Origin of the sequence: Pseudomonas sp. SWRI51, assembly GCF_014268825.1 — a bacterium.
Lineage (GTDB): Bacteria > Pseudomonadota > Gammaproteobacteria > Pseudomonadales > Pseudomonadaceae > Aquipseudomonas > Aquipseudomonas farsensis.
Window position 1 is genome coordinate 1 of sequence record NZ_JABWRG010000038.1, and the last position, 20,049, is coordinate 20,049.

The 20,049-nt window shown below is 63.2% G+C and carries 18 protein-coding genes; 15 read left to right on the plus strand and 3 right to left on the minus strand.

The window, feature by feature from the left end; translation table 11 throughout:
* Window positions 1-155: 155 nt before the first annotated feature.
* Both HU720_RS13180 and HU720_RS13185 read right to left on the minus strand, forming a co-directional pair.
* A complete protein-coding gene (locus tag HU720_RS13180; RefSeq protein ID WP_186520364.1) occupies window positions 156-1,376 on the minus strand; it encodes a CaiB/BaiF CoA-transferase family protein in 1,221 nt (406 codons plus the stop codon).
* Between the two features lie 15 nt (window positions 1,377-1,391).
* A complete protein-coding gene (locus HU720_RS13185; protein WP_186520365.1) occupies window positions 1,392-2,573 on the minus strand; it encodes an acyl-CoA dehydrogenase in 1,182 nt (393 codons plus the stop codon).
* A gap of 163 nt (window positions 2,574-2,736) precedes the next feature.
* On the opposite strand from HU720_RS13185, the gene gcvA reads away from it, so the two are divergent.
* The 10 genes from gcvA to HU720_RS13235 all read left to right on the plus strand — a co-directional run bounded on the left by gcvA (window position 2,737) and on the right by HU720_RS13235 (window position 12,477).
* Window positions 2,737-3,636 (plus strand): transcriptional regulator GcvA, encoded by a 900-nt coding sequence (gene gcvA, locus HU720_RS13190; protein WP_186520366.1) that lies wholly within the window; start codon window positions 2,737-2,739, stop codon window positions 3,634-3,636.
* Between the two features lie 439 nt (window positions 3,637-4,075).
* Window positions 4,076-5,197 (plus strand): Re/Si-specific NAD(P)(+) transhydrogenase subunit alpha, encoded by a 1,122-nt coding sequence (locus HU720_RS13195; RefSeq protein WP_186520367.1) that lies wholly within the window; start codon window positions 4,076-4,078, stop codon window positions 5,195-5,197.
* A gap of 11 nt (window positions 5,198-5,208) precedes the next feature.
* A complete protein-coding gene (locus HU720_RS13200; protein WP_186520368.1) occupies window positions 5,209-5,523 on the plus strand; it encodes an NAD(P) transhydrogenase subunit alpha in 315 nt (104 codons plus the stop codon).
* Window positions 5,524-5,525: 2 nt separating this feature from the next.
* Window positions 5,526-6,962, plus strand: a complete 1,437-nt coding sequence (locus HU720_RS13205) for an NAD(P)(+) transhydrogenase (Re/Si-specific) subunit beta (protein ID WP_186520369.1) — start codon at window positions 5,526-5,528, stop codon at window positions 6,960-6,962.
* Between the two features lie 185 nt (window positions 6,963-7,147).
* Complete coding sequence (locus HU720_RS13210; RefSeq protein ID WP_186520370.1) at window positions 7,148-8,638, plus strand: acetyl-CoA hydrolase/transferase family protein; 1,491 nt, start codon at window positions 7,148-7,150, stop codon at window positions 8,636-8,638.
* Window positions 8,639-8,951: 313 nt separating this feature from the next.
* A complete protein-coding gene (locus HU720_RS13215) occupies window positions 8,952-9,167 on the plus strand; it encodes a DUF1127 domain-containing protein (protein ID WP_186520371.1) in 216 nt (71 codons plus the stop codon).
* Between the two features lie 300 nt (window positions 9,168-9,467).
* Window positions 9,468-9,785, plus strand: a complete 318-nt coding sequence (locus HU720_RS13220) for a DUF2388 domain-containing protein (RefSeq protein ID WP_186520372.1) — start codon at window positions 9,468-9,470, stop codon at window positions 9,783-9,785.
* Window positions 9,786-9,873: 88 nt separating this feature from the next.
* Window positions 9,874-10,164 carry a DUF2388 domain-containing protein gene (locus HU720_RS13225; protein ID WP_186520373.1) on the plus strand — a complete coding sequence of 97 codons (291 nt, stop codon included), beginning with the start codon at window positions 9,874-9,876 and terminating at the stop codon, window positions 10,162-10,164.
* Window positions 10,165-10,201: 37 nt separating this feature from the next.
* Window positions 10,202-10,522: a DUF2388 domain-containing protein gene (locus HU720_RS13230; RefSeq protein WP_186520374.1), complete on the plus strand. Its 321-nt coding sequence runs from the start codon at window positions 10,202-10,204 to the stop codon at window positions 10,520-10,522.
* Complete coding sequence (locus HU720_RS13235) at window positions 10,519-12,477, plus strand: DUF4105 domain-containing protein (protein ID WP_186520375.1); 1,959 nt, start codon at window positions 10,519-10,521, stop codon at window positions 12,475-12,477. The genes HU720_RS13230 and HU720_RS13235 overlap by 4 nt, the downstream gene beginning before the upstream one ends.
* Window positions 12,478-12,639: 162 nt before the next feature.
* Here the strand turns inward: HU720_RS13235 and HU720_RS13240 are convergent, their stop codons facing one another.
* On the minus strand, window positions 12,640-13,041 hold the full coding sequence (locus HU720_RS13240; RefSeq protein ID WP_186520376.1) for a GFA family protein: 402 nt from the start codon (window positions 13,039-13,041) through the stop codon (window positions 12,640-12,642).
* Window positions 13,042-13,312: 271 nt separating this feature from the next.
* Between HU720_RS13240 and HU720_RS13245 the strand changes: the two genes are divergently transcribed.
* The 5 genes from HU720_RS13245 to HU720_RS13265 all read left to right on the plus strand — a co-directional run bounded on the left by HU720_RS13245 (window position 13,313) and on the right by HU720_RS13265 (window position 19,969).
* Window positions 13,313-14,620, plus strand: coding sequence for a CitMHS family transporter (locus tag HU720_RS13245; protein ID WP_186520377.1), 1,308 nt, complete (start codon window positions 13,313-13,315; stop codon window positions 14,618-14,620).
* Window positions 14,621-14,692: 72 nt separating this feature from the next.
* Window positions 14,693-15,427: a TerC family protein gene (locus HU720_RS13250; protein WP_186520378.1), complete on the plus strand. Its 735-nt coding sequence runs from the start codon at window positions 14,693-14,695 to the stop codon at window positions 15,425-15,427.
* A gap of 305 nt (window positions 15,428-15,732) precedes the next feature.
* Entirely contained in the window at window positions 15,733-17,391 is a 1,659-nt protein-coding gene (locus HU720_RS13255) for a Na/Pi cotransporter family protein (protein ID WP_186520379.1), read from the plus strand.
* A 30-nt stretch (window positions 17,392-17,421) separates the two neighbouring features.
* On the plus strand, window positions 17,422-18,828 hold the full coding sequence (locus tag HU720_RS13260) for a pitrilysin family protein (protein WP_186520380.1): 1,407 nt from the start codon (window positions 17,422-17,424) through the stop codon (window positions 18,826-18,828).
* A gap of 106 nt (window positions 18,829-18,934) precedes the next feature.
* Window positions 18,935-19,969, plus strand: coding sequence for a DUF5924 family protein (locus HU720_RS13265; RefSeq protein ID WP_186520381.1), 1,035 nt, complete (start codon window positions 18,935-18,937; stop codon window positions 19,967-19,969).
* The last annotated feature ends 80 nt before the right edge of the window (window positions 19,970-20,049 follow it).

Genomic DNA, 20,049 nt, shown 5'->3' on the forward strand with positions numbered 1-20,049 from the left:
TTTCGCGTTCCGTTGTCGCTGGAAGTGGGGCGCATTATAAGGGGATCTGAAACGGCGTCAACCCTTTATTTCAAATAATTGAAATATAAGGGGAAAAGCGAAGTTTCCGGCAACACCGGCCCGCTACCTATATATAGAGGGGGCTCACTCCAGCCTCAAACCACCCCCGCATCCCGCAGCCGCTGCACATCCCCCGCACCCAGCCCCAGCAAATCCCCTAACACCGCCTCTGTATGCTCCCCCAACAACGGCGGCGCATGCCGGTACTCCACAGGCGTCTCTGACAGCCGGATCGGGCTGGCGACCTGCGGCACACTCCCCGCCAATGGGTGAGGCAGGTTGACGGCAAGGCCGCGGGCCAGCACCTGCGGGTCCTGGAACATCTGCGCCAGGTCGTTGATAGGCCCACAGGGCACACCTGCAAGCTCAAGCGCCGCCACCCATTCGGCAGTGGTCTTGAACACCGTGGCCTGGCGAATCAACGGGATCAGCTCGGCGCGATTGGCCACCCGCTGCTTGTTGGTAGCAAAGCGTGGGTCATCTGCCCACTGCGGCTGCCCGGCCACCTCAGCGAACTTGCGAAACTGCCCATCGTTACCCACGGTAAGAATGAAGTCGCCATCGGCCGTAGGAAAGTCCTGATACGGCACGATGTTCGGATGTGCGTTACCCAGGCGTCGGGGCGGTGTGCCAGTGGCCAGGTAGTTCATCGCCTGATTGGCAAGACACGCCACCTGCACATCCAGCAGCGCCATATCGATGTGCTGGCCGACACCGGCCTGGTCGCGGTGGGCGAGGGCGGCCAGGATCGCCACCGTCGAATACAGCCCGGTCAGGATGTCCGTCAATGCCACCCCGACCTTCACTGGCCCTGCGCCAGCCTCACCCTCCGGGCGACCGGTCAGGCTCATCAGCCCGCCCAGCCCCTGGATCATGAAGTCATACCCCGCGCGCTTGGCATAGGGCCCAGTCTGACCGAAGCCGGTAATAGAGCAATAGATAAGCCGGGGGTTCAGCGCCGTCAGGCTTGCATAGTCCAGCCCATAGCTCGCAAGCCCCCCTACCTTGAAGTTCTCGATGACAATATCGGACTTCGCCGCCAGCTCACGCACCAGGCGCTGGCCTTCAGCCTGGGTGAAGTCGATAGTCACCGAGCGCTTGTTGCGGTTGGCCGAGAGGTAATAAGCCGCTTCGCTGGTGTTTTCCCCAGCCGCGTCTTTAAGGAAGGGCGGCCCCCATGCGCGAGTGTCATCGCCGACACCCGGTCGCTCGACCTTGATCACATCGGCGCCGAGGTCGGCCAGTATCTGCCCCGACCAAGGCCCAGCCAGCACCCGCGACAAATCGAGCACCCGCAAATGAGAAAGCGCACCCATGGCCTGGCTCCTCTATTAATAGAACGCCTGGATACCGGTCTGCGCGCGGCCAAGAATCAGCGCATGCACATCGTGAGTACCTTCGTAGGTGTTGACCACCTCCAGGTTGACCAGGTGCCTGGCGACGCCGAACTCGTCGGAAATGCCGTTACCGCCAAGCATGTCGCGGGCCATACGGGCGATGTCCAGCGCCTTGCCGCAGGAGTTGCGCTTCATGATCGAGGTAATCTCCACCGCCGCCGTGCCTTCATCCTTCATGCGCCCCAGGCGCAGGCAGCCCTGCAGGCCCAAGGTAATCTCGGTCTGCATGTCGGCGAGTTTCTTCTGGATCAGTTGGTTGGCTGCCAGCGGCCGGCCGAACTGCTGACGATCGAGGGTGTACTGGCGCGCAGTGTGCCAGCAGGCCTCGGCAGCGCCCAGTGCGCCCCAGGAGATGCCATAGCGCGCCGAGTTCAAGCAGGTAAACGGCCCTTTGAGGCCACGCACATCCGGGAAGATGTTCTCTTCAGGCACGAACACGTTATCCATGACGATTTCGCCCGTGATCGACGCACGTAGCCCAACCTTGCCGTGGATCGCCGGCGCGCTGAGGCCTTCCCAGCCTTTCTCCAGCACAAAGCCGCGGATATCGCCGGCATCGTCCTTGCCCCACACCACGAACACATCGGCGATGGGGCTGTTGGTGATCCACATCTTGGCCCCGGACAGTCGATAGCCGCCCTCGACCTTACGCGCCCGGGTGATCATCGAACCGGGGTCGGAACCGTGGTTCGGCTCGGTAAGGCCGAAACAACCAATCCACTCGCCACTGGCAAGCTTGGGCAGGTACTTCTGTTTCTGCGCTTCGCTGCCGAATTCATTGATGGGCACCATTACCAGCGAAGACTGCACGCTCATCATCGAGCGGTAGCCGGAGTCGATGCGCTCCACCTCGCGGGCAATCAGGCCGTAGCACACGTAGTTCAGGCCGCTACCGCCGTACTGCTCGGGGATGGTCGCACCCAGCAGGCCGACCTCGCCCATCTCGCGGAAGATCGCAGGGTCGGTCTTTTCGTGACGAAAGGCTTCGAGCACACGCGGGGCGAGCTTGTCCTGGGCGAAATGGAAGGCGCTGTCACGCACCATGCGCTCTTCTTCGGTGAGCTGCTGGTCGAGCAGCAGCGGGTCGATCCAGTTGAAACTTGCTTTACCGGCCATGTGCGGGTTCCTCGGAACGGGGGAGCAGAAAATTGCGTTGCACTGATCCTAGGCCCGATACGCCCGCACGACAAACGAGGAATACGCACGCTTTAGTGATACTTTCTCACTCCGAAACCCGCAAAAAGCCACGCTTAAACGCCGACGAGTGAGGTTGATGTACATGCGCCGCAAGATACCCAGCACCACCGCACTGGTCTGCTTCGAAGCGGCCGCACGCCACGAGAGCTTCACCAAGGCCGCCCACGAGCTGGCATTGACCCAAGGCGCAGTGTGCCGGCAAATCGGCGGGCTTGAAGCGTTCCTTAATGTCGAACTGTTTCGCCGCTCGCGGCGTGGGGTCAAGCTCACCGAAGCCGGGCTTTCCTACAGCCGCCAGGTGTCGGCGCAACTCGATGCGGTGGAGCGCGACACCCTGTCGGTGATGCGCCAGCAGGGCGCCAATGTGATCGAACTGGCGGTAGTACCGACATTCGGCACGCAATGGCTGCTGCCTCGGCTCAAAGACTTCCAGCAGCGCCACCCGGACGTCACGGTCAACCTCACCAACCGCACCCGGCCCTTTCTGTTCGCCGACACGCCCTTCGATGCCGCCATTTATTTTGGCGACGGCGACTGGTCCGGCACCCAGGCCCATCGCCTGATGGGCGAAAACCCGCTGCCGGTGTGCAGCCCGACCTTGCTGGGCGGGCAGGGCAGCCTCGAAGCGCAGCAGATCGCCGAGCTGGCGTTGCTGCAACAGACAACCCGCCCGTATGCCTGGCGGCAGTGGTTTGGCGGCCTGGGCATGGACGTTGAACGCGACCTGACCGGCCCGCGCTACGAGCTGTTCTCCATGCTCGCCCAAGCCGCCATGCATGACATGGGCATTGCCCTGATCCCGCCGTTTCTCATCCAGCGCGAGTTGCAGGAGGGCAGGTTGGTGGTCGCAAACAGGCATGCCCTGAATAGCGACAAGGCCTACCATCTGATGATTCCGGAGCGAAAAGTCGAATCTGCCTCACTTCGAGCGTTTCGCGACTGGTTGATCGCGCAGGCGCAGCAGTACATCGCCAGCAAATAAAGGCCAAAGCGCCTAAGCTGACCCCGTAGTCAAATAATTTGAACACCTACAGATGTATGGATTTGTCGCAAATTCATAATCTGTAATGCTGCCTGCAAAAAGCCCTATCAACCCTAGTAAGCACGCGGGTTTGCAGCGTTTTTTGCGACATCCACCGAGCTGTGGGCGAATATCGGCAAAAAAAAATCAAAAAGTCTCCTAACCTCCAGATAGCGCGTGCTTGAAGGGTTTGTAGTGATGTGTTGCGACATACGGTCACAGGATGACTTGTAGTTTTAACTTCGTATCGCTCCAGAACCAGTTGTCGGCCTCCGGGCACGTATGCAAAATGCTTCCCCCGTCTGCAATCCGGCGGGGTCGTGCTTTACGACCGCCCAGCCGCACCATCCGCAGTGCGCTGGTTTCGACAAATACAAAAGGTCACCGCAGGAGAAAAGTCGTGCACATTGGTGTTCCTCTCGAGACGCAGACCGGTGAGACAAGGGTCGCTGCGACCCCCGAAACCATCAAGAAACTGGTAGGCCAGGGCCATCAGGTCACCGTGCAACGGGGGGCAGGGCTTAACGCCAGCATTCCGGACGGTGCCTATGAAGCCGTTGGCGCCACCTTGGGCGAGGCCGCCGATGCGTTCGGCGCGCAGTTGGTGCTCAAGGTGGTCGCGCCCACCGATCAGGAACTCGCGCTGCTCAGCGCCGGTACCCTGCTGGTCGGCATGCTCAACCCCTTCAACAGCGAACTGATCGGCAAGATGGCCGAACGCGGCATCACCGCCTTCGCCCTGGAAGCTGCACCACGCACCTCGCGGGCGCAGAGCCTCGACGTGCTGTCGTCACAAGCCAACATCGCCGGTTACAAAGCCGTGTTGCTGGCCGCCCAGTACTATCCGCGCTTCATGCCCATGCTGATGACCGCTGCCGGCACCGTGAAGGCTGCCCGCGTGCTGATCCTTGGCGCCGGTGTCGCTGGCTTGCAGGCAATTGCCACGGCCAAGCGCCTGGGTGCGGTGATCGAGGCGTCCGACGTGCGCCCCGCAGTGAAGGAGCAGATCGAATCACTCGGTGCCAAATTCCTCGACGTGCCCTACGAGACCGATGAAGAACGTGAATGCGCGCAAGGCGTGGGCGGCTACGCCCGGCCAATGCCCGCCAGCTGGATGCAGCGCCAGGCCCAAGCCGTGCACGAACGCGCAAAGCAGGCCGACATCGTCATCACCACGGCGCTGATCCCTGGCCGCAAGGCGCCAACACTGCTCAGTGCCGAGACCGTTGCGCAGATGAAACCCGGCTCCGTGGTCATCGACCTCGCCGCCGCCCAAGGCGGCAACTGCCCGCTGACCGTGGCCGACCAGGTGGTGCAGCACAACGGCGTGACCATCGTCGGCCCGACCAACCTGCCCGCGCAGGTGGGCGCCGATGCCTCGGCGCTGTATGCACGCAACCTGCTCGACTTCATGAAGCTGCTGTTCGACACCGACGGCAAGCTGGTCATCAACCTTGAAGACGACATCGTCGCCGCGTGCCTGATGTGCCGCGACGGCCAGGTCGTGCGCAAAAACGGCTGAGGAGCACGACAATGGAAGACCTGCTGATTTCCCACGGCATCTACAACCTGATCATCTTCGTGCTGGCGATCTACGTGGGCTACCACGTGGTGTGGAACGTCACCCCGGCGCTGCACACCCCGCTGATGGCCGTGACCAACGCCATTTCCGCCATCGTTATCGTCGGCGCCATGCTGGCCGCTGCGCTGACCGTTACCCCGGCCGGCAAGATCATGGGCACCCTGGCCGTGGCACTGGCAGCGGTGAATGTGTTCGGTGGCTTTTTGGTCACCCGGCGCATGCTGGAAATGTTCAAGAAAAAAACCAAGAACGAGGCGCAGAAGTAACCATGAGCATGAATCTGGTAACACTCCTGTACCTGGTGGCCTCGGTCTGTTTCATCCAGGCACTCAAAGGCCTCTCGCACCCGACCACCTCGCGGCGCGGCAACCTGTTCGGCATTATCGGCATGGGCATCGCCATCCTCACCACCGTGGGGCTGATCTACAAGCTCGGTGCCGAGCTGGCCACCGCCGGCATCGGCTATGTACTGGTCGGCCTGCTGGTCGGCGGCACAGCTGGCTCGATCATGGCCAAGCGCGTCGAGATGACCAAGATGCCGGAGCTGGTAGCGTTCATGCACAGCATGATCGGCCTGGCTGCGGTGTTCATCGCCATTGCCGCGGTGCTTGAGCCGCAGTCGATGGGCATCGTCGCCAGCATCAGCGACCCGATCCCCACCGGTAACCGCCTTGAGCTGTTCCTGGGCGCGGCGATTGGGGCAATCACCTTCTCCGGCTCGGTCATCGCCTTTGGCAAGCTGTCGGGCAAGTACAAGTTCCGCCTGTTCCAAGGCGCACCGGTACAGTTTGCCGGCCAGCACAAGCTGAACCTGATCCTGGGCCTGGCCACCATCGCCTTGGGCTTGCTGTTCACCTTCACCGGCCACTACAGCGCCTTCACCCTGATGCTGGCCCTGGCCTTCGTCATGGGCGTGCTGATCATCATCCCCATCGGCGGTGCCGACATGCCGGTGGTGGTGTCGATGCTCAACAGCTATTCGGGCTGGGCGGCAGCCGGTATCGGCTTCTCGCTGAACAACTCGATGCTGATCATTGCCGGCTCCCTGGTGGGCTCCAGCGGCGCGATCCTCTCGTACATCATGTGCAAGGCGATGAACCGTTCCTTCTTCAACGTGATCCTCGGCGGCTTCGGCGGCGACACCGAGGTGTCTGCCAATCAAGGTTCCAAGGAGCAGCGCCCGGTGAAGTCCGGTTCCGCCGACGACGCCACCTTCCTGCTGAGCAACGCCGACAGCGTGATCATCGTGCCTGGCTATGGCCTGGCCGTGGCCCGCGCCCAGCACGCGCTCAAGGAACTGACCGAGAAGCTGACCCACAACGGGGTGACCGTGAAGTATGCGATCCACCCGGTGGCAGGGCGCATGCCCGGGCACATGAACGTGCTGCTGGCTGAAGCCGAAGTGCCGTACGACCAGGTGTTCGAGATGGAAGACATCAATGCCGAGTTCGGCCAGGCCGATGTGGTGCTGGTGCTGGGCGCCAACGACGTGGTCAACCCGGCAGCGAAGAACGACCCCAAATCGCCGATTGCCGGCATGCCGATCCTCGAAGCCTTCAAGGCCAAGACCATCATCGTCAACAAGCGCTCCATGGCCAGTGGCTATGCAGGGCTGGACAACGAACTGTTCTACCTGGACAAAACCATGATGGTGTTCGGGGACGCCAAGAAGGTCATCGAAGACATGGTCAAGGCCGTGGAATAACCGCGTCTCTATATATAGAAGCGCATAAAGCCCTCGGGGGTTATTCCCGGGGGCTTTATCGTCTGCTTGATCCAGATCAACGGCTCTACATCCGGCCCTGGCCTACGACCATGGTCGCGGGACGCCACGGGGGTAAATCTCTAGACTGCGCTCCCAGTAGCTTCAGTAGCCTGAGATAACAATCCATGTACCGTGATCGTATCCGCTTGTCCTCCCTGCACAGCAAGGTAATGAGTGCGGCAGATGCCGCTGGCCTGATCGAGGACGGCATGACCGTCGGCATGAGCGGGTTCACCCGTGCCGGCGAAGCCAAGGCAGTGCCCCACGCACTGGCCGAGCGTGCCAAGCTTTCCCCCCTGAAGATCAGCCTGATGACCGGCGCAAGCCTGGGCAACGACCTCGACAAACAGCTGACCGAGGCCGGTGTACTGGCCCGCCGCATGCCGTTTCAGGTCGACAGCACCCTGCGCAAGGCCATCAACGAAGGCAAGGTGATGTTCATTGACCAGCACCTGTCCGAAACCGTCGAGCAGCTGCGCAACAAACAGCTGACCCTGCCGGACATCGCTGTCATCGAAGCGGTGGCGATCACCGAGCAAGGCCACATTGTGCCGACCACCTCGGTGGGCAACTCGGCAAGCTTCGCGATCTTCGCCAAGCAAGTCATCGTCGAGATCAACCTGTCGCACAACGCCAACCTCGAAGGCCTGCACGACATCTATATCCCGACCTACCGCCCAACCCGCACGCCGATCCCGCTGGTGAAGGTCGATGACCGCATCGGCAGCACCGCCATCCCGATCGACCCGGCCAAAATCGTCGGCATCGTCATCAGCGACCAGCCCGATTCGCCATCGACCGTACTGGCGCCGGACCACGAAACCCAAGGGATTGCCGACCACCTGATCACCTTCCTGAAAGGTGAAGTGCAGGCCGGGCGCATGACCAACAAGCTCGGCCCGCTGCAGGCCGGCATCGGCAACATCGCCAATGCGGTGATGTGCGGCCTGATCGACTCGCCGTTCGAAGACCTGACCATGTACTCCGAAGTGCTGCAGGACTCGACCTTCGACCTGATCGACGCCGGCAAGCTGAGCTTTGCCTCGGGCAGCTCGATCACCCTGTCGAGCCGGCGCAACGCCGACGTGTTCGGCAACCTTGAGCGCTACAAGGACAAACTGGTGCTGCGCCCGCAGGAAATCTCCAACCACCCGGAAGTGGTGCGGCGCCTGGGTATCATCGGCATCAACACTGCGCTTGAGTTCGACATCTACGGCAACGTCAACTCGACCCACGTGTGCGGCACGCGGATGATGAACGGCATCGGCGGCTCGGGCGACTTTGCCCGCAACGCCCACCTGGCCATCTTCGTCACCAAGTCGATTGCCAAGGCCGGCGCGATCTCCAGCGTGGTGCCGATGGTCAGCCACGTTGACCACACCGAGCACGACGTCGACATTCTTGTCACCGAGCAGGGCCTGGCCGACCTGCGCGGCCTGGCGCCCCGCGAGCGGGCCCGGGTGATCATCGACAACTGTGTGCACCCGGATTACCGCGCAGCGCTGAACGATTACTTCGAGCGTGCCTGCGAGCGCGGCGGGCATACCCCGCACATCCTGCGTGAGGCTTTGAGCTGGCACGAAAACCTGGAAGAAACCGGGCGCATGCTGGCCTGATCAACCGTCGCACCCATCGCGGGGCAAGCCCGCGATGGATTAGAAGCCCCACCACCTCCTGAAAAACTGTACTACTGTACTGGTAAGCGCCACCCTCCCGCCTCAACCCCGCCCCTCAAAAACGTCAAAACGCACCATTTAAGTGCGCACCAGTACAGTTGCGCCAATTTAGAGTGCAACAGTCCCGTTACACAGTTAACTGATCACTCACATTACTACTGAACTGTATCTACTGTTATGGACAGCAGGGGAGGAAGATGGGCACCAGTTAAATCACTATCTAATCCCGCCATAAGCGGAAGGACGACACATCATGGAACGTACACTCAGTTCCGGTCTGGTTTTCGAAAGCAACGCCCAAGCTTCCGGCACTTCGCTGCCACTGCGCGCCCTGTCCACCCTGCTGTTGTGGCAGCGCCGCATGTCCAGCCGCCGTCAACTGGCTCGCCTGGACGCGCGTCTGCTGGCCGACGCCGGTATCAGCGAGTCGCAGCGTTATGAAGAGCTCAGCAAGCCGTTCTGGCGCTAAGCTCCGGTAGCCGGCCCAAGCCGGCACCGCGAATTCTCAAGAACCCGTCGCAGGCAACTGCGACGGGTTTTTTATGTCTGCGCCGCGCACTAGAGCGCCTGTACCCACGAACCATAACAGTTTGATAGAATCGCAAAACAAATAGGTACAGTTACGAATTGTGATGCTTAGCCGCTCCAAGCGGGCGAACCGAGGCGTGTTACGCTTGTCCTACACGCCTGGCAGATAAAGTAACGTGACGAGCCAAGCGAGCGTCCGATAACCAGAACCAACCCCGACCCTGTACAGGAGTGCAGCAAAATGTCCCGTTATCATCTGTTTGGCGCCGCGTTGCTGCTGTCGCTTGCCGGAGCCGCCCAAGCCACCAGCTTTGTAGTCACCACCGACGCCGTGGTGGGCGCAGTTGCCGCCTCCACCGACGCCACCTCCGATGTGTCCTCGTCGCTGCGCGACGACAAGATCGTCCAGGCCGCCCGTGACGACGCCGCAAGCTATGTCGGCAGCGAAGGCGCCATCCGCGGCGCCAAGCTTGAAAGCGCGTTCATGCATATCCGCCAGCAACAGCCGGCGCTGCAAGCCAGCGACGACCAACTGGCCCGCGCCATCCTGGCGCTCTGATACACGCGTTCCACCCCGGGTGCACTGGCCCAGGCCTGTGCATCCGCGGTAGCCTTCGCCGCCCGAAACCACTGCCACCCGAGAGCCCATGCGTTATTTGCCCTTGCTGTTCGCCCTCGCCGGTGTGGGAAGCGCCCATGCCATGGATGTCACCACCCAGAGCCTCGTCATCACCGGCTATGTCACAAGCCAGGTGACCACTGCGCCGTTCGACCGCAAGGTCGTCGCAGCAGCCCGGGACGACGCCGCCGCCTTCGTTGCCACTGATGGCCAGATACGCGGCGCGCGGTTGCAGGCTGCGCTGGTTTCGCTACGTGAAACACCCGCCTGCCATTCTGTCGGCGACCTTGAACTGGCCGAGGCGATTCTCGTCCAATGATCACTTCTGACTCCTTTGTATCTTCCGGAGATGCTCCATGCGTAAACCGCTGATCGCCGCTACCCTCGGCCTGCTGATGCTGGCCGACCTGGCCCAGGCCCACACCCTCGTGGCCACCAGCAACATCATCGTGCGTGCCTCGGGCCGTTCGATCGATTTCACCTCCGACACCACCACCTCGATTCGCGATTCGAAAGTGGTGCGTGATGCCCACGACGACGCTGCAAGCTTCGTGGCCAGCAACGGCGATATCCGTGGCGCCCAGCTTGAAGCCGCGTTCGGCGCCCTGCGCACTCAATTGCCAGAAGCGCGTGACGCCAGCGACCAGGCCTTGGCCGAAGCTATCCTCGCTCTGTGAAGCGCGCGCGTGCCTGGCTGCTCGGCTGCGTCCTGACGCTGCTGGGCACGCCCGCCCTGGCCGACCTGCAGTTGGTGCTGCAGGCGGACGGCCTTGACCCTTCACAACAGCAAGCCACCCAGGCCCTGCTCGACGAAGCCATGGCCAAGCTGCCACCGCGCTTCAAGCAGCAGCTCGACCGCCAGGTGCTGGTGAGCTGGACCGACCAGATGCCCGAGGACGCCTATGGCCAGGCCTCGCCGGTATCGACCCTGGACCTCAACCGCCGTCTGTTGCCCGGGCTGGTAGACGGCAGCGCCGCTCGCGAAAAGACCAACCGCCCGCATGGCACAGTCCGCGAAGAGCTGCTGGCCACGGTCCTGCACGAAACCACCCATATTTACGACCGTGCCCGCCTGTGGCCCGCTGCCGAGCGCCAGCTGATTACCCGCTGCAAGCGCCAGCAAGGCGCACTGGGCAAGGTCGGCCTGCCCGAAGACTGCCGTGGCCAGGCCGAACGCCGTTTCACCCTCAGCGATGACCCGCGCCTGCTCGACCTGGCCGGCTGGGCGCAATACGTAGGCCGGCGCGGCGAGCGCGAGCAGCATAACGGCCAGCTGGTACGCAGCCCGGACAGCTACGAGCTGAGCAGCCCGAAGGAATTCATCGCGGTCAACATGGAGTATTTTCTCCTCGACCCCAGCTATGGCTGCCGCCGCCCGGCGCTGAACAACTACCTGCGCAAGCACTTCGGCTGGGCGCCGCAACAGAACACCTGCGAAAAAAGCCTGCCGTTCCTCAACGCCGGCAATGACTTCGCCCGCCAGCCGCTGGGCGAAATCGACCCAGAGCGGGTCTATGAGGTTGACTACCTGCTGGCCGAAGCCAACCAGAACTGGGTCAGCCGCTGGGGCCACAGCATGCTGCGCCTGGTGATCTGCGCCCCCGGCCGACCACGTGGCCCGGACTGCCGCCTGGACCTCGACCAGAGCCTGGTGTTGTCGTACCGCGCCTTCGTCAACGACGTACAACTGTCGAGCTGGGACGGCCTGACCGGTGCCTACCCATCCCGCCTGTTCGTGCTGCCGCTGGGCCAGGTCATCGACGAGTACACCAAGACCGAACTGCGCAGCCTGGCCTCGGTGCCGCTCAAGCTCAGCCGCGACGAAATCGAAAACCTGGTGCGCCAGGCTGCCGAGATGCACTGGAGCTACGACGGCAACTATTACTTCCTGTCCAACAACTGTGCGGTGGAGTCGCTCAAACTACTGCGCAGCGGCACCGGCAACCCGCGCCTGAACGACCTCGACGCGATCATGCCTAACGGCTTGCTTGAGGTGCTCAAGGGCCGTGGGCTGGCCGACACCAGCGTGCTCGACGACCCGCGCGAGGCATTGCGCCTGGGCTATCGCTTCGATTCCTACCGCGACCGCTACCAAGCCATGTTCGATGTGCTGAAAAAGCAGTTGCCCATCCAGCAGAGTGCGGTGGAAGACTGGTTGTCCTTACCCGCCGAAGAGCGCCGCCCGTGGTTCGAGCGCGCCGACCTGCGCACCAGCGCCGCCTTGCTGCTGCTGGAGCAAGCCGGCCTGCGCCGCCAGCTGCTGCTGGCCCAGGACGAGGTCAAGCAGCGCTACCTGAACGAGCGTGCGGTGAAGGACGGCAGCTTCGACAAGGCCAACGAAACCTTGCAGGCGATGCTGGCCAACAGCGGCTTCCTCAGCCGCCCGGCCGAGTTGCTCGGCGCGGGCGGCTATGGCCTGCCGCAGCCCGAGGAGCGCAAGCAACTGGAGCAGGCAAGCAGCGAGCGCCAGGCGCAAATGCTGAGCTTGAGCACCACGCTGGACCAGCAGGTGAGGGCGCTGCTGGGGCCTGAGCGGGGCAAGCAGATCAAGGCCGTGGAAGCCAACATCAAGCAGGTGGGCGAGCACCTGCGCAAGCTGCACAAGGCCGCGGGCGGGTTGCAGTTGCCATAGCGCCCCGCCGATCACCGCCGAGTGTAGGAGCGGCCTTGTGCCGCGAAAGGGCTGCGCAGCAGCCCCGGCGATTTTTGCATGAGGCACGGATCTTGGGGCCGCTTTGCGGCCCTTTCGCGACACAAGGCCGCTCCTACAGTGCCCGGTGTAGCGGCATGCCACCTACAAGCACTCCTCATTCTCCTGCGCCAGCCCATCATCCACCGGTATCCACGGCAACCGGCTGCCTACCCAGATATGCCGATTGGGCTGCACCCGCTCTGGGTGATCAAGCGTCGCGACGGTCACATCGATGCTCTGCGGGCTGTGCTCGGTAACCAGCGCCACATGCGCACCGCATGCCCCGCAGAAATACCGGCTGCAACTGGCCGGCGCCACGTAGCGCTGCGCCGAGCCCGCCAACCACTCGAACCCCTCCAACGGCAAGGTCAGCCAGGTGACCAACGTCCCGCCGCTGACCCGCCGGCAAATCGAGCAATGGCAATGCGCAACATCGCCCAAGTGCCCGCGCAAACGGTAGCGCAGAGCGCCGCAATGGCACCCGCCTTCCATAACCTCAGACATCCCGATGACCTCCCGTCGCCTCGCCACAGCCGAAAGCTGGCTGAAAGCTTGCCCGCATAGGATAGCGCCACTACCGGCACAAGACCGGTCAGCCAGGGCCTGCGGATACGTCCGCGCCCGGCGCTATCAACAATTACAAAAACAATGGTGATCCAGATGTCTTCGTGTACCCGCCTTTTCGCAGCAGCCCCCCCTTTGCTCCTCGCGCAGCGCCCGACGCGCTGACCCGCCCGAATCGTCCCTACTTTCGCGCCACGCCTGGAGTACCGCCATGCTGACCTTCCTCGGCTTTGCCATGGTCATCACCTTCATGTACCTGATCATGACCAAGCGCCTGTCGGCCTTGATCGCGTTGATTCTGGTACCGATCCTGTTCGCCCTGTTCGGCGGCTTCTACAGCGACATCGGCCCGATGATGCTGCAAGGCATCAGCAAGCTCGCGCCCACCGGCGTCATGCTGATGTTCGCCATTCTGTATTTCGCCCTGATGATCGACTCCGGCCTGTTCGACCCGGCCGTGCGCAAGATCCTCAAGCTGGTCAAAGGCGACCCGCTGAAAGTCTCGGTAGGCACCGCCGTGCTGGCCCTGGTGGTCTCGCTCGACGGTGACGGCGCCACCACCTACATGATCTGCTGCGCGGCCATGTTGCCGATGTACAGCCGCCTGGGCATGAGCCCACGGATCATGGCCGGCCTGATCATCCTGGCCGGTGGGGTGATGAACATGACCCCCTGGGGCGGCCCGACCGCTCGCGCCGCCAGCGCCCTGCACGTCGACCCTTCGGACATCTTCGTGCCGATGATCCCGGCCATGGCCTTCGGCGTGCTGGCGATCCTCGCCATCGCCTACTGGTACGGCAAGCGTGAGCGCGCCCGCCTGGGTGAGCTGCACCTGCCCACCGATGACACCGACCACAGCGCAATCAGCGTCTCGCAGTTCCCTGAAGCCCGTCGCCCCAAGCTGATCTGGTTCAACGGCGCCCTGACCGCCGCCCTGATGGTGGCGCTGATTGCCGGTGTACTGCCGCTGCCGGTGCTGTTCATGATCGCCTTCAGTATCGCCATGATCGTCAACTACCCCTGCCTGCAACAGCAGAAAGACCGCATCGCCGCCCACGCTTCCAGCGTGCTGGCCGTCAGCGGGCTGATCTTCGCCGCCGGCATCTTCACCGGCATCCTGTCCGGCACCGGCATGGTCGAGGCCATGTCCAAAAGCCTGCTGGCAGTGATCCCCGAGGCGTTTGGCCCGTACATGGCGGTCATCACCGCGCTGGTGAGCATGCCGTTCACCTTCTTCATGTCCAACGACGCCTTCTACTACGGCGTGCTGCCGGTGCTGGCCGACTTCGCCAGCCACTATGGCGTCACCCCGGTAGAAATGGCCCGCGCCTCGATCGTTGGCCAGCCGGTGCACCTGCTCAGCCCGCTGGTGCCCTCGACTTACCTGCTGGTTGCCCTGGCCGGCATCGAGTTCGGCGACCACCAGCGCTTCACCCTCAAATGGGCCGTGCTGGTGTGCCTGTGCATCATGGTTGCAGCACTGGTGCTGGGCACGTTCCCGCTGTTCAGCAGCCTCTGATACAGACGCATCACCCCACCGCCAGGCCCCCAGCGTGGGGCGCCTGGCCTTTAATCGTTCGAAGGAATACACATGGAATGGCTCACCAACCCGGAAATCTGGGTTGCCTTTTTCACCCTGACTGCCCTTGAGATCGTGCTCGGGATCGACAACATCATCATGATCTCGATCCTAGTCAGCCGCATGCCCAAGCACATGCAGCCGCGCACGCGGATATTCGGCCTGGCGCTGGCGATGGTCACGCGGATCATGCTGCTGCTGTCGATCACCTGGGTCATGCGCCTGACGGCCGACCTGTTCCAGGTCTTCGGCCAAGGCATTTCGGGCCGCGACCTGATTCTGTTCTTCGGCGGGCTGTTCCTGCTGTGGAAAAGCTCGCAGGAAATCTACCAAGGCCTGGAAGGCGAAGAAGAAGCCAGCGACGACCCGAAAGGGGCGGGCGGGCAGTTCCTGTACACCATCATCCAGATCGCCATCATCGACATCGTGTTCTCCCTGGACTCGGTGATCACAGCGGTCGGCATGGTGTCGCACGTACCGGTGATGGTCGCCGCGATCATCGTCGCGGTACTGGTGATGATGCTCTGCGCCGGCGCCATCAGCGACTTCATCGACAAGCACCCATCGCTGAAGATGCTCGCGCTTTCGTTCCTGATGGTCGTCGGTACCGTGCTGATCGCCGAAGCTTTCGATGTGCATGTGCCCAAGGGCTATGTGTACTTCGCCATGGCGTTCTCGCTGGCGGTCGAGGCCATCAACATCCGCATGCGCACCGCCCGTGCGCGCAAGGACGAGGCACAGCCCTAGGCCAATCGTGTAGGAGCGGCCTTGTGTCGCGAAAGGGCTGCGCAGCAGCCCCGGCGATTGTGCATGAGGCCCAAATCCTGGGGCCGCTTCGCAGCCCTTTCGCGGCACAAGGCCGCTCCTACAGTTGCCCTATCAGCGTGCGGCCAATGTTTCAAATATGTGTCAGGCATGCCAAGCTGGCAGCAACCGCGCAAAGCAACTAAAGCTTCAATGAGCCCTGTAAAAAACCAAAGCCCACCCCCGGGCCAGGCTCACCGCGTGACCCATTGGCCCTGCACAGGGGCATAGCATCAGGGGGCCTGACCATGCTGACCTTGCTCAACCTGCTTTCCGCCGTGGCGCTGCTGGTGTGGGGTACGCACATCGTGCGTACCGGCATCTTGCGCGTGTACGGCTCCAACCTGCGCCGCGTGCTCAGCCAGAACATGGACAAGCGCCCGCTGGCGTTCCTCGCCGGTATTGTCGTTACCGCCGTGGTGCAAAGCAGCAACGCCACCGCCATGCTGGTCACCTCGTTCGTCGGCCAGGGCCTCATGGCCATGACCCCGGCCCTGGCGATCATGCTTGGCGCCGATGTCGGCACGGCGCTGATGGCCCGCGTGCTGACCTTCGACCTGTCGTGGCTGTCGCCGCTGCTGCTGTTCCTCGGGGTAATCTTCTTTCTTTCACGCAAGCAGACCCGCGTCGGCCAGATGGGCCGGGTGGCCATTGGCCTTGGGCTGATCATCCTGGCACTTGAGCTGATCGTGCAGGCAGCGGCGCCGATCACCCACGCCCAGGGCGTGAAAGTGCTGTTCGCCTCGCTGACCGGCGACATCCTGCTCGATGCCTTGGTCGGCGCGTTGTTTGCCATGATCACTTATTCAAGCCTGGCCGCCGTGCTGCTGACCGCCACCCTGGCCGGCGCCGAGGTCATCAGCTTGCCGGTGGCCATTGGCCTGGTGGTCGGCGCCAACATTGGCAGCGGCTTGCTGGCCTTCATCAGCACCAGCATGCAGAACACCGCCGGGCGCCGGGTGGCGCTGGGCAGCCTGCTGTACAAGCTGATCGGCCTGGTGCTGATCATCCCGGTGCTGCACCCGCTGGTGGCGTGGATGGACAGCCTGAACTTCAGCCCGCAAGAGCTGGTGATCGGCTTCCACCTGCTCTACAACACCCTGCGCTGCCTGATCATGCTGCCCACCGTTCGCTACATGGGCCGCCTGTGCAACACGCTGCTGCCCGAGCGCGACCACGGCAACGGCCAGATCAAGCCGCGCCACCTCGACCCCTCGGCGCTGACCACGCCAAGCCTGGCCTTGGCCAACGCCGCCCGCGAAACCCTGCGCCTGGGCGACATCATCGACAACCTGCTCGACGCCATGCTCGGTGCCTTGCGCGGTACGCAAACCGCGCTGCCGCAACAGGTGCGCACCTTGGTCGAAGATGCCGAAGCGCTGTACAGCGCGATCAAGCTGTACCTGGCGCAAATGCCCCGCGAAGACCTCAGCGAAGCCGAAAACCGGCGCTGGGCAGAAATCATCGAGCTGGCGATCAACCTCAAGCTGTCAGGCGACCTGATCGAGCGCATGCTGCGCAAGGTGCAGCAGCAAAAAACCTCGCAGCGGCGCAACTTCTCCGAAATCGGCCTCGAAGAATTGACCGGCCTGCAAGAGCAATTGTCGTCCAACCTGCGCCTGGGCCTGTCGGTGTTTCTCAGCGCCGACCCCGAAAGCGCACAGCTGCTGCTGCGCGAAAAACGCCGTTTCCGCGCCCAGGAACGGCGCATGGCCCATGCCCATGTCAGCCGCCTGCAACGCAAAGTGATGCAGAGTATCGAAACCAGTTCGCTACACTTGGAGCTGATCGCCGACATGAAGCGGTTGAACTCTTTGTTCTGTAGCAGTGCCTATGTGGTACTGGGCGGGACCGACACCGGAGGGCTGATGCTCGACAGCGTGCCGGACGAAGCCCGCCAGCCGTAACCCCACGCACCCGGAGACCGAAGCTCGCTTATGCGTTGCCTGATGTTCGTTTGCCTGCTGATCTGCAGCTTGCCCAGCCTTGCCCTCGACCGTTCGCGGGTGGAGGGCTACCTGTTGCCCAACGGCCTGCAGGTGATCCTCAAGTCCGGCTACGAGCGCGACCATGTGTCGATCCGCCTGGTGGTAGGCGTGGGCCTGGACGACTTCGGCTGCAGCCAGCGGGAGCTTCCGCACCTGCTCGAACACCTGATGTTCAGCGGCGTCGACGAAACCGGCGAAGGCGGCCTTGAAGAGCGCCTGCAAGCCCTGGGCGGCGAATGGAACGCCTTCACCAGCAGCGCCGACACCACGTTCGTGATCGAAGCCCCGGCGCGCAACCAGCGCAAAGTGCTCGACCTGCTGCTGGCCGTGCTACGCGAGGCCCACATCGATGACAAGGCGCTGGCCAATGCCAAGCGCATCATCGAGCGCGAGGACGGCGGCCACTACGGCCACCTGCAACGTTGGCTGGACCGCCAGCAGGTCGGCCACCCGGCCAGCGACCAACTGGCCACCGAACTCGGCCTCAAGTGCAAGGAGCGCTCCGACCTCGACGACATGACCCTGGCCCAGGTGCAGCAGTTGCGCGAGCGCTGGTACGCCGCCAACAACATGACCCTGATCATGGTCGGCGGCCTCGACCGCCTGCTGCCGGCCTACCTTGAACGCACCTATGGCGAGCTGCCGGCCAGCGAGCCCGAAGAGCGGCGCAACCTGGAGACCATCAGCCAGCAGGCCGAGCAACGTCGCGACCTCACTCGCGGCTGGCTGGGCGACAGCGTCAAGCTGCACTGGCTGTTCATCGAACCCACCCTCGAAGACGGTAACGACCAGACCCTCGAGCTGCTGTCGCGCTACCTGGACTGGGCGCTGTACGACCAGTTGCGCCTGCGCCACGGCCTGTCGTACGGCCCCTCGGTGCAGCGCGAGAGCTTTGGCGACAGCGGCCTGATGAGCCTGCATGCCGACCTTGAGCGCGATGACCTCGACAAGGCGGTGAAGGTGCTTGAAGACCTGTTCGAGCACCTGCGCAAGAACGGCCTCGACCCTGACACCTTCGCCCGCATCAAGGACGCCGCCGTCGCCCGCGAAAGCTGGACCACCCAGGGCAATACGGCACTTGCCGATTATTACTGGGGCGCACTCACCGACTACGACAACGGCCGCTTCACGGACCCGGCGCGCAAACTGCGTGAGGTCAGCCTCAAGCAGGCCGATGCGGCGCTGCAAGCGCTGCTCAAGGAGCCGGGCTACCTGCGCATCGAAAAACCCTTGCTGGGCTATGACGAGTTCTACGGGCTGGTGGCGCTGGGCTTGGGGCTGATTCTCGCCGTCGGGCTGATCAGCTGGCGCCGCAAGCCGGCTGCCAAGCCCAGCGGTGCTACACGCCAGCAGTGATTCGGCGGTATCCTGTGGGCCATTTGCCAAGCCCCATTGCGGGGCGAGCCCGCTCCCAGGGTTAACCGGGGGCGGGCGACGCCAACTCAGCCCCTGTTGCAGACCCATGCCGCCTATTCCCACTTTTGTCCTGCGCGTAATCGAGCTTCTCAAGCGCTACCCCGGCGTGATCGCCCTCGGTGGCTTCCTGTCCGGTATCGGCAGCTTCATCCTGGTCGACCGCCAGGCCGGCCTTGCCAGCTGGATCGCCATCCTGATGCTGGTCAGCTGGGTGTGGCTGATGCTCGAAAACACCCTCACCGGGCTGTTTGCGCGCACCTTCAAGCGCGAGATCCCACAGCCGCTGCTGCGTTACGCCACGCAGATGATCCACCAAGAGAGCCTGTTCTTCGTCCTGCCGTTCTTCTTCATCACCACCACCTGGAACAGCGGGCAACTGGTGTTTACCGGCCTGCTGGCGGCGGCGGGGCTGGTGTCGATCGTCGACCCGCTGTACTACCGCTGGCTGGCACCCCGGCGCTGGCTGTTCCTCGCCCTGCACACCCTGACCCTGTTCGCGGCGATGTTGACCGCGCTGCCGATCATCCTGCACCTGACCACCGCGCAAAGCTTCAAGCTGGCGCTGGTGGCGGCCATGGTGCTGTCGTTCCCAAGCCTTGCCAGCAGCTTCCCGATCCGCACCTGGCGGCGCGCTGTGGCGCTGGTGCTGGTGACGCTGGCGGTGGGCGGTGGCGGCTGGCTGCTGCGCTCATGGGTGCCGCCGGCGACGCTGTGGCTGACCGATGTAGCGGTGAGCACCGAGGTGATCAACCGCAAGCCGGGTGAATCGCTGGACGAAATCTCCGCCAGCCGCATTCGCAGTGGCGGGCTGTATGCCTACACCGCAATCAACGCGCCACGCGGGCTGGACGAGCGCATCTACCATGTGTGGCAGTTCAACGGCAAAGAGGTCGACCGCATCGCCCTGGATATCCATGGCGGGCGCAAGGAAGGCTACCGGGCCTGGACCCGCAAGCAGAACTTCCCGCCCAACCCGGTGGGCAAGTGGCAGGTGCGGGTATTGACCGAAGATGGCCAGGTGATCGGCGTGCTGCGTTTCAAGGTGGTCGACGAACCCCCAGCCTCCGCGCAACCCCTGTAGGAGCGACCTTGTGTCGCGAAAGGGCTGCGCAGCAGCCCCGGCCATTTTGCATGAGGCCGAAATCCTGGGGCCGCTACGCG

Coding starts and splice junctions, on each gene's coding strand:
- HU720_RS13210 (WP_186520370.1), top strand. CDS start 7,148: ATGTACCGTGATCGTATCCGCTTGTCCTCCCTGCACAGCAAGGTAATG.
- HU720_RS13220 (WP_186520372.1), top strand. CDS start 9,468: ATGTCCCGTTATCATCTGTTTGGCGCCGCGTTGCTGCTGTCGCTTGCC.
- HU720_RS13225 (WP_186520373.1), top strand. CDS start 9,874: ATGCGTTATTTGCCCTTGCTGTTCGCCCTCGCCGGTGTGGGAAGCGCC.
- HU720_RS13230 (WP_186520374.1), top strand. CDS start 10,202: ATGCGTAAACCGCTGATCGCCGCTACCCTCGGCCTGCTGATGCTGGCC.
- HU720_RS13265 (WP_186520381.1), top strand. CDS start 18,935: ATGCCGCCTATTCCCACTTTTGTCCTGCGCGTAATCGAGCTTCTCAAG.
- HU720_RS13200 (WP_186520368.1), top strand. CDS start 5,209: ATGGAAGACCTGCTGATTTCCCACGGCATCTACAACCTGATCATCTTC.
- HU720_RS13185 (WP_186520365.1), bottom strand. CDS start 2,573: ATGGCCGGTAAAGCAAGTTTCAACTGGATCGACCCGCTGCTGCTCGAC.
- HU720_RS13180 (WP_186520364.1), bottom strand. CDS start 1,376: ATGGGTGCGCTTTCTCATTTGCGGGTGCTCGATTTGTCGCGGGTGCTG.
- HU720_RS13245 (WP_186520377.1), top strand. CDS start 13,313: ATGCTGACCTTCCTCGGCTTTGCCATGGTCATCACCTTCATGTACCTG.
- HU720_RS13260 (WP_186520380.1), top strand. CDS start 17,422: ATGCGTTGCCTGATGTTCGTTTGCCTGCTGATCTGCAGCTTGCCCAGC.
- HU720_RS13240 (WP_186520376.1), bottom strand. CDS start 13,041: ATGTCTGAGGTTATGGAAGGCGGGTGCCATTGCGGCGCTCTGCGCTAC.
- HU720_RS13205 (WP_186520369.1), top strand. CDS start 5,526: ATGAGCATGAATCTGGTAACACTCCTGTACCTGGTGGCCTCGGTCTGT.
- HU720_RS13250 (WP_186520378.1), top strand. CDS start 14,693: ATGGAATGGCTCACCAACCCGGAAATCTGGGTTGCCTTTTTCACCCTG.
- HU720_RS13215 (WP_186520371.1), top strand. CDS start 8,952: ATGGAACGTACACTCAGTTCCGGTCTGGTTTTCGAAAGCAACGCCCAA.
- HU720_RS13255 (WP_186520379.1), top strand. CDS start 15,733: ATGCTGACCTTGCTCAACCTGCTTTCCGCCGTGGCGCTGCTGGTGTGG.
- gcvA (WP_186520366.1), top strand. CDS start 2,737: ATGCGCCGCAAGATACCCAGCACCACCGCACTGGTCTGCTTCGAAGCG.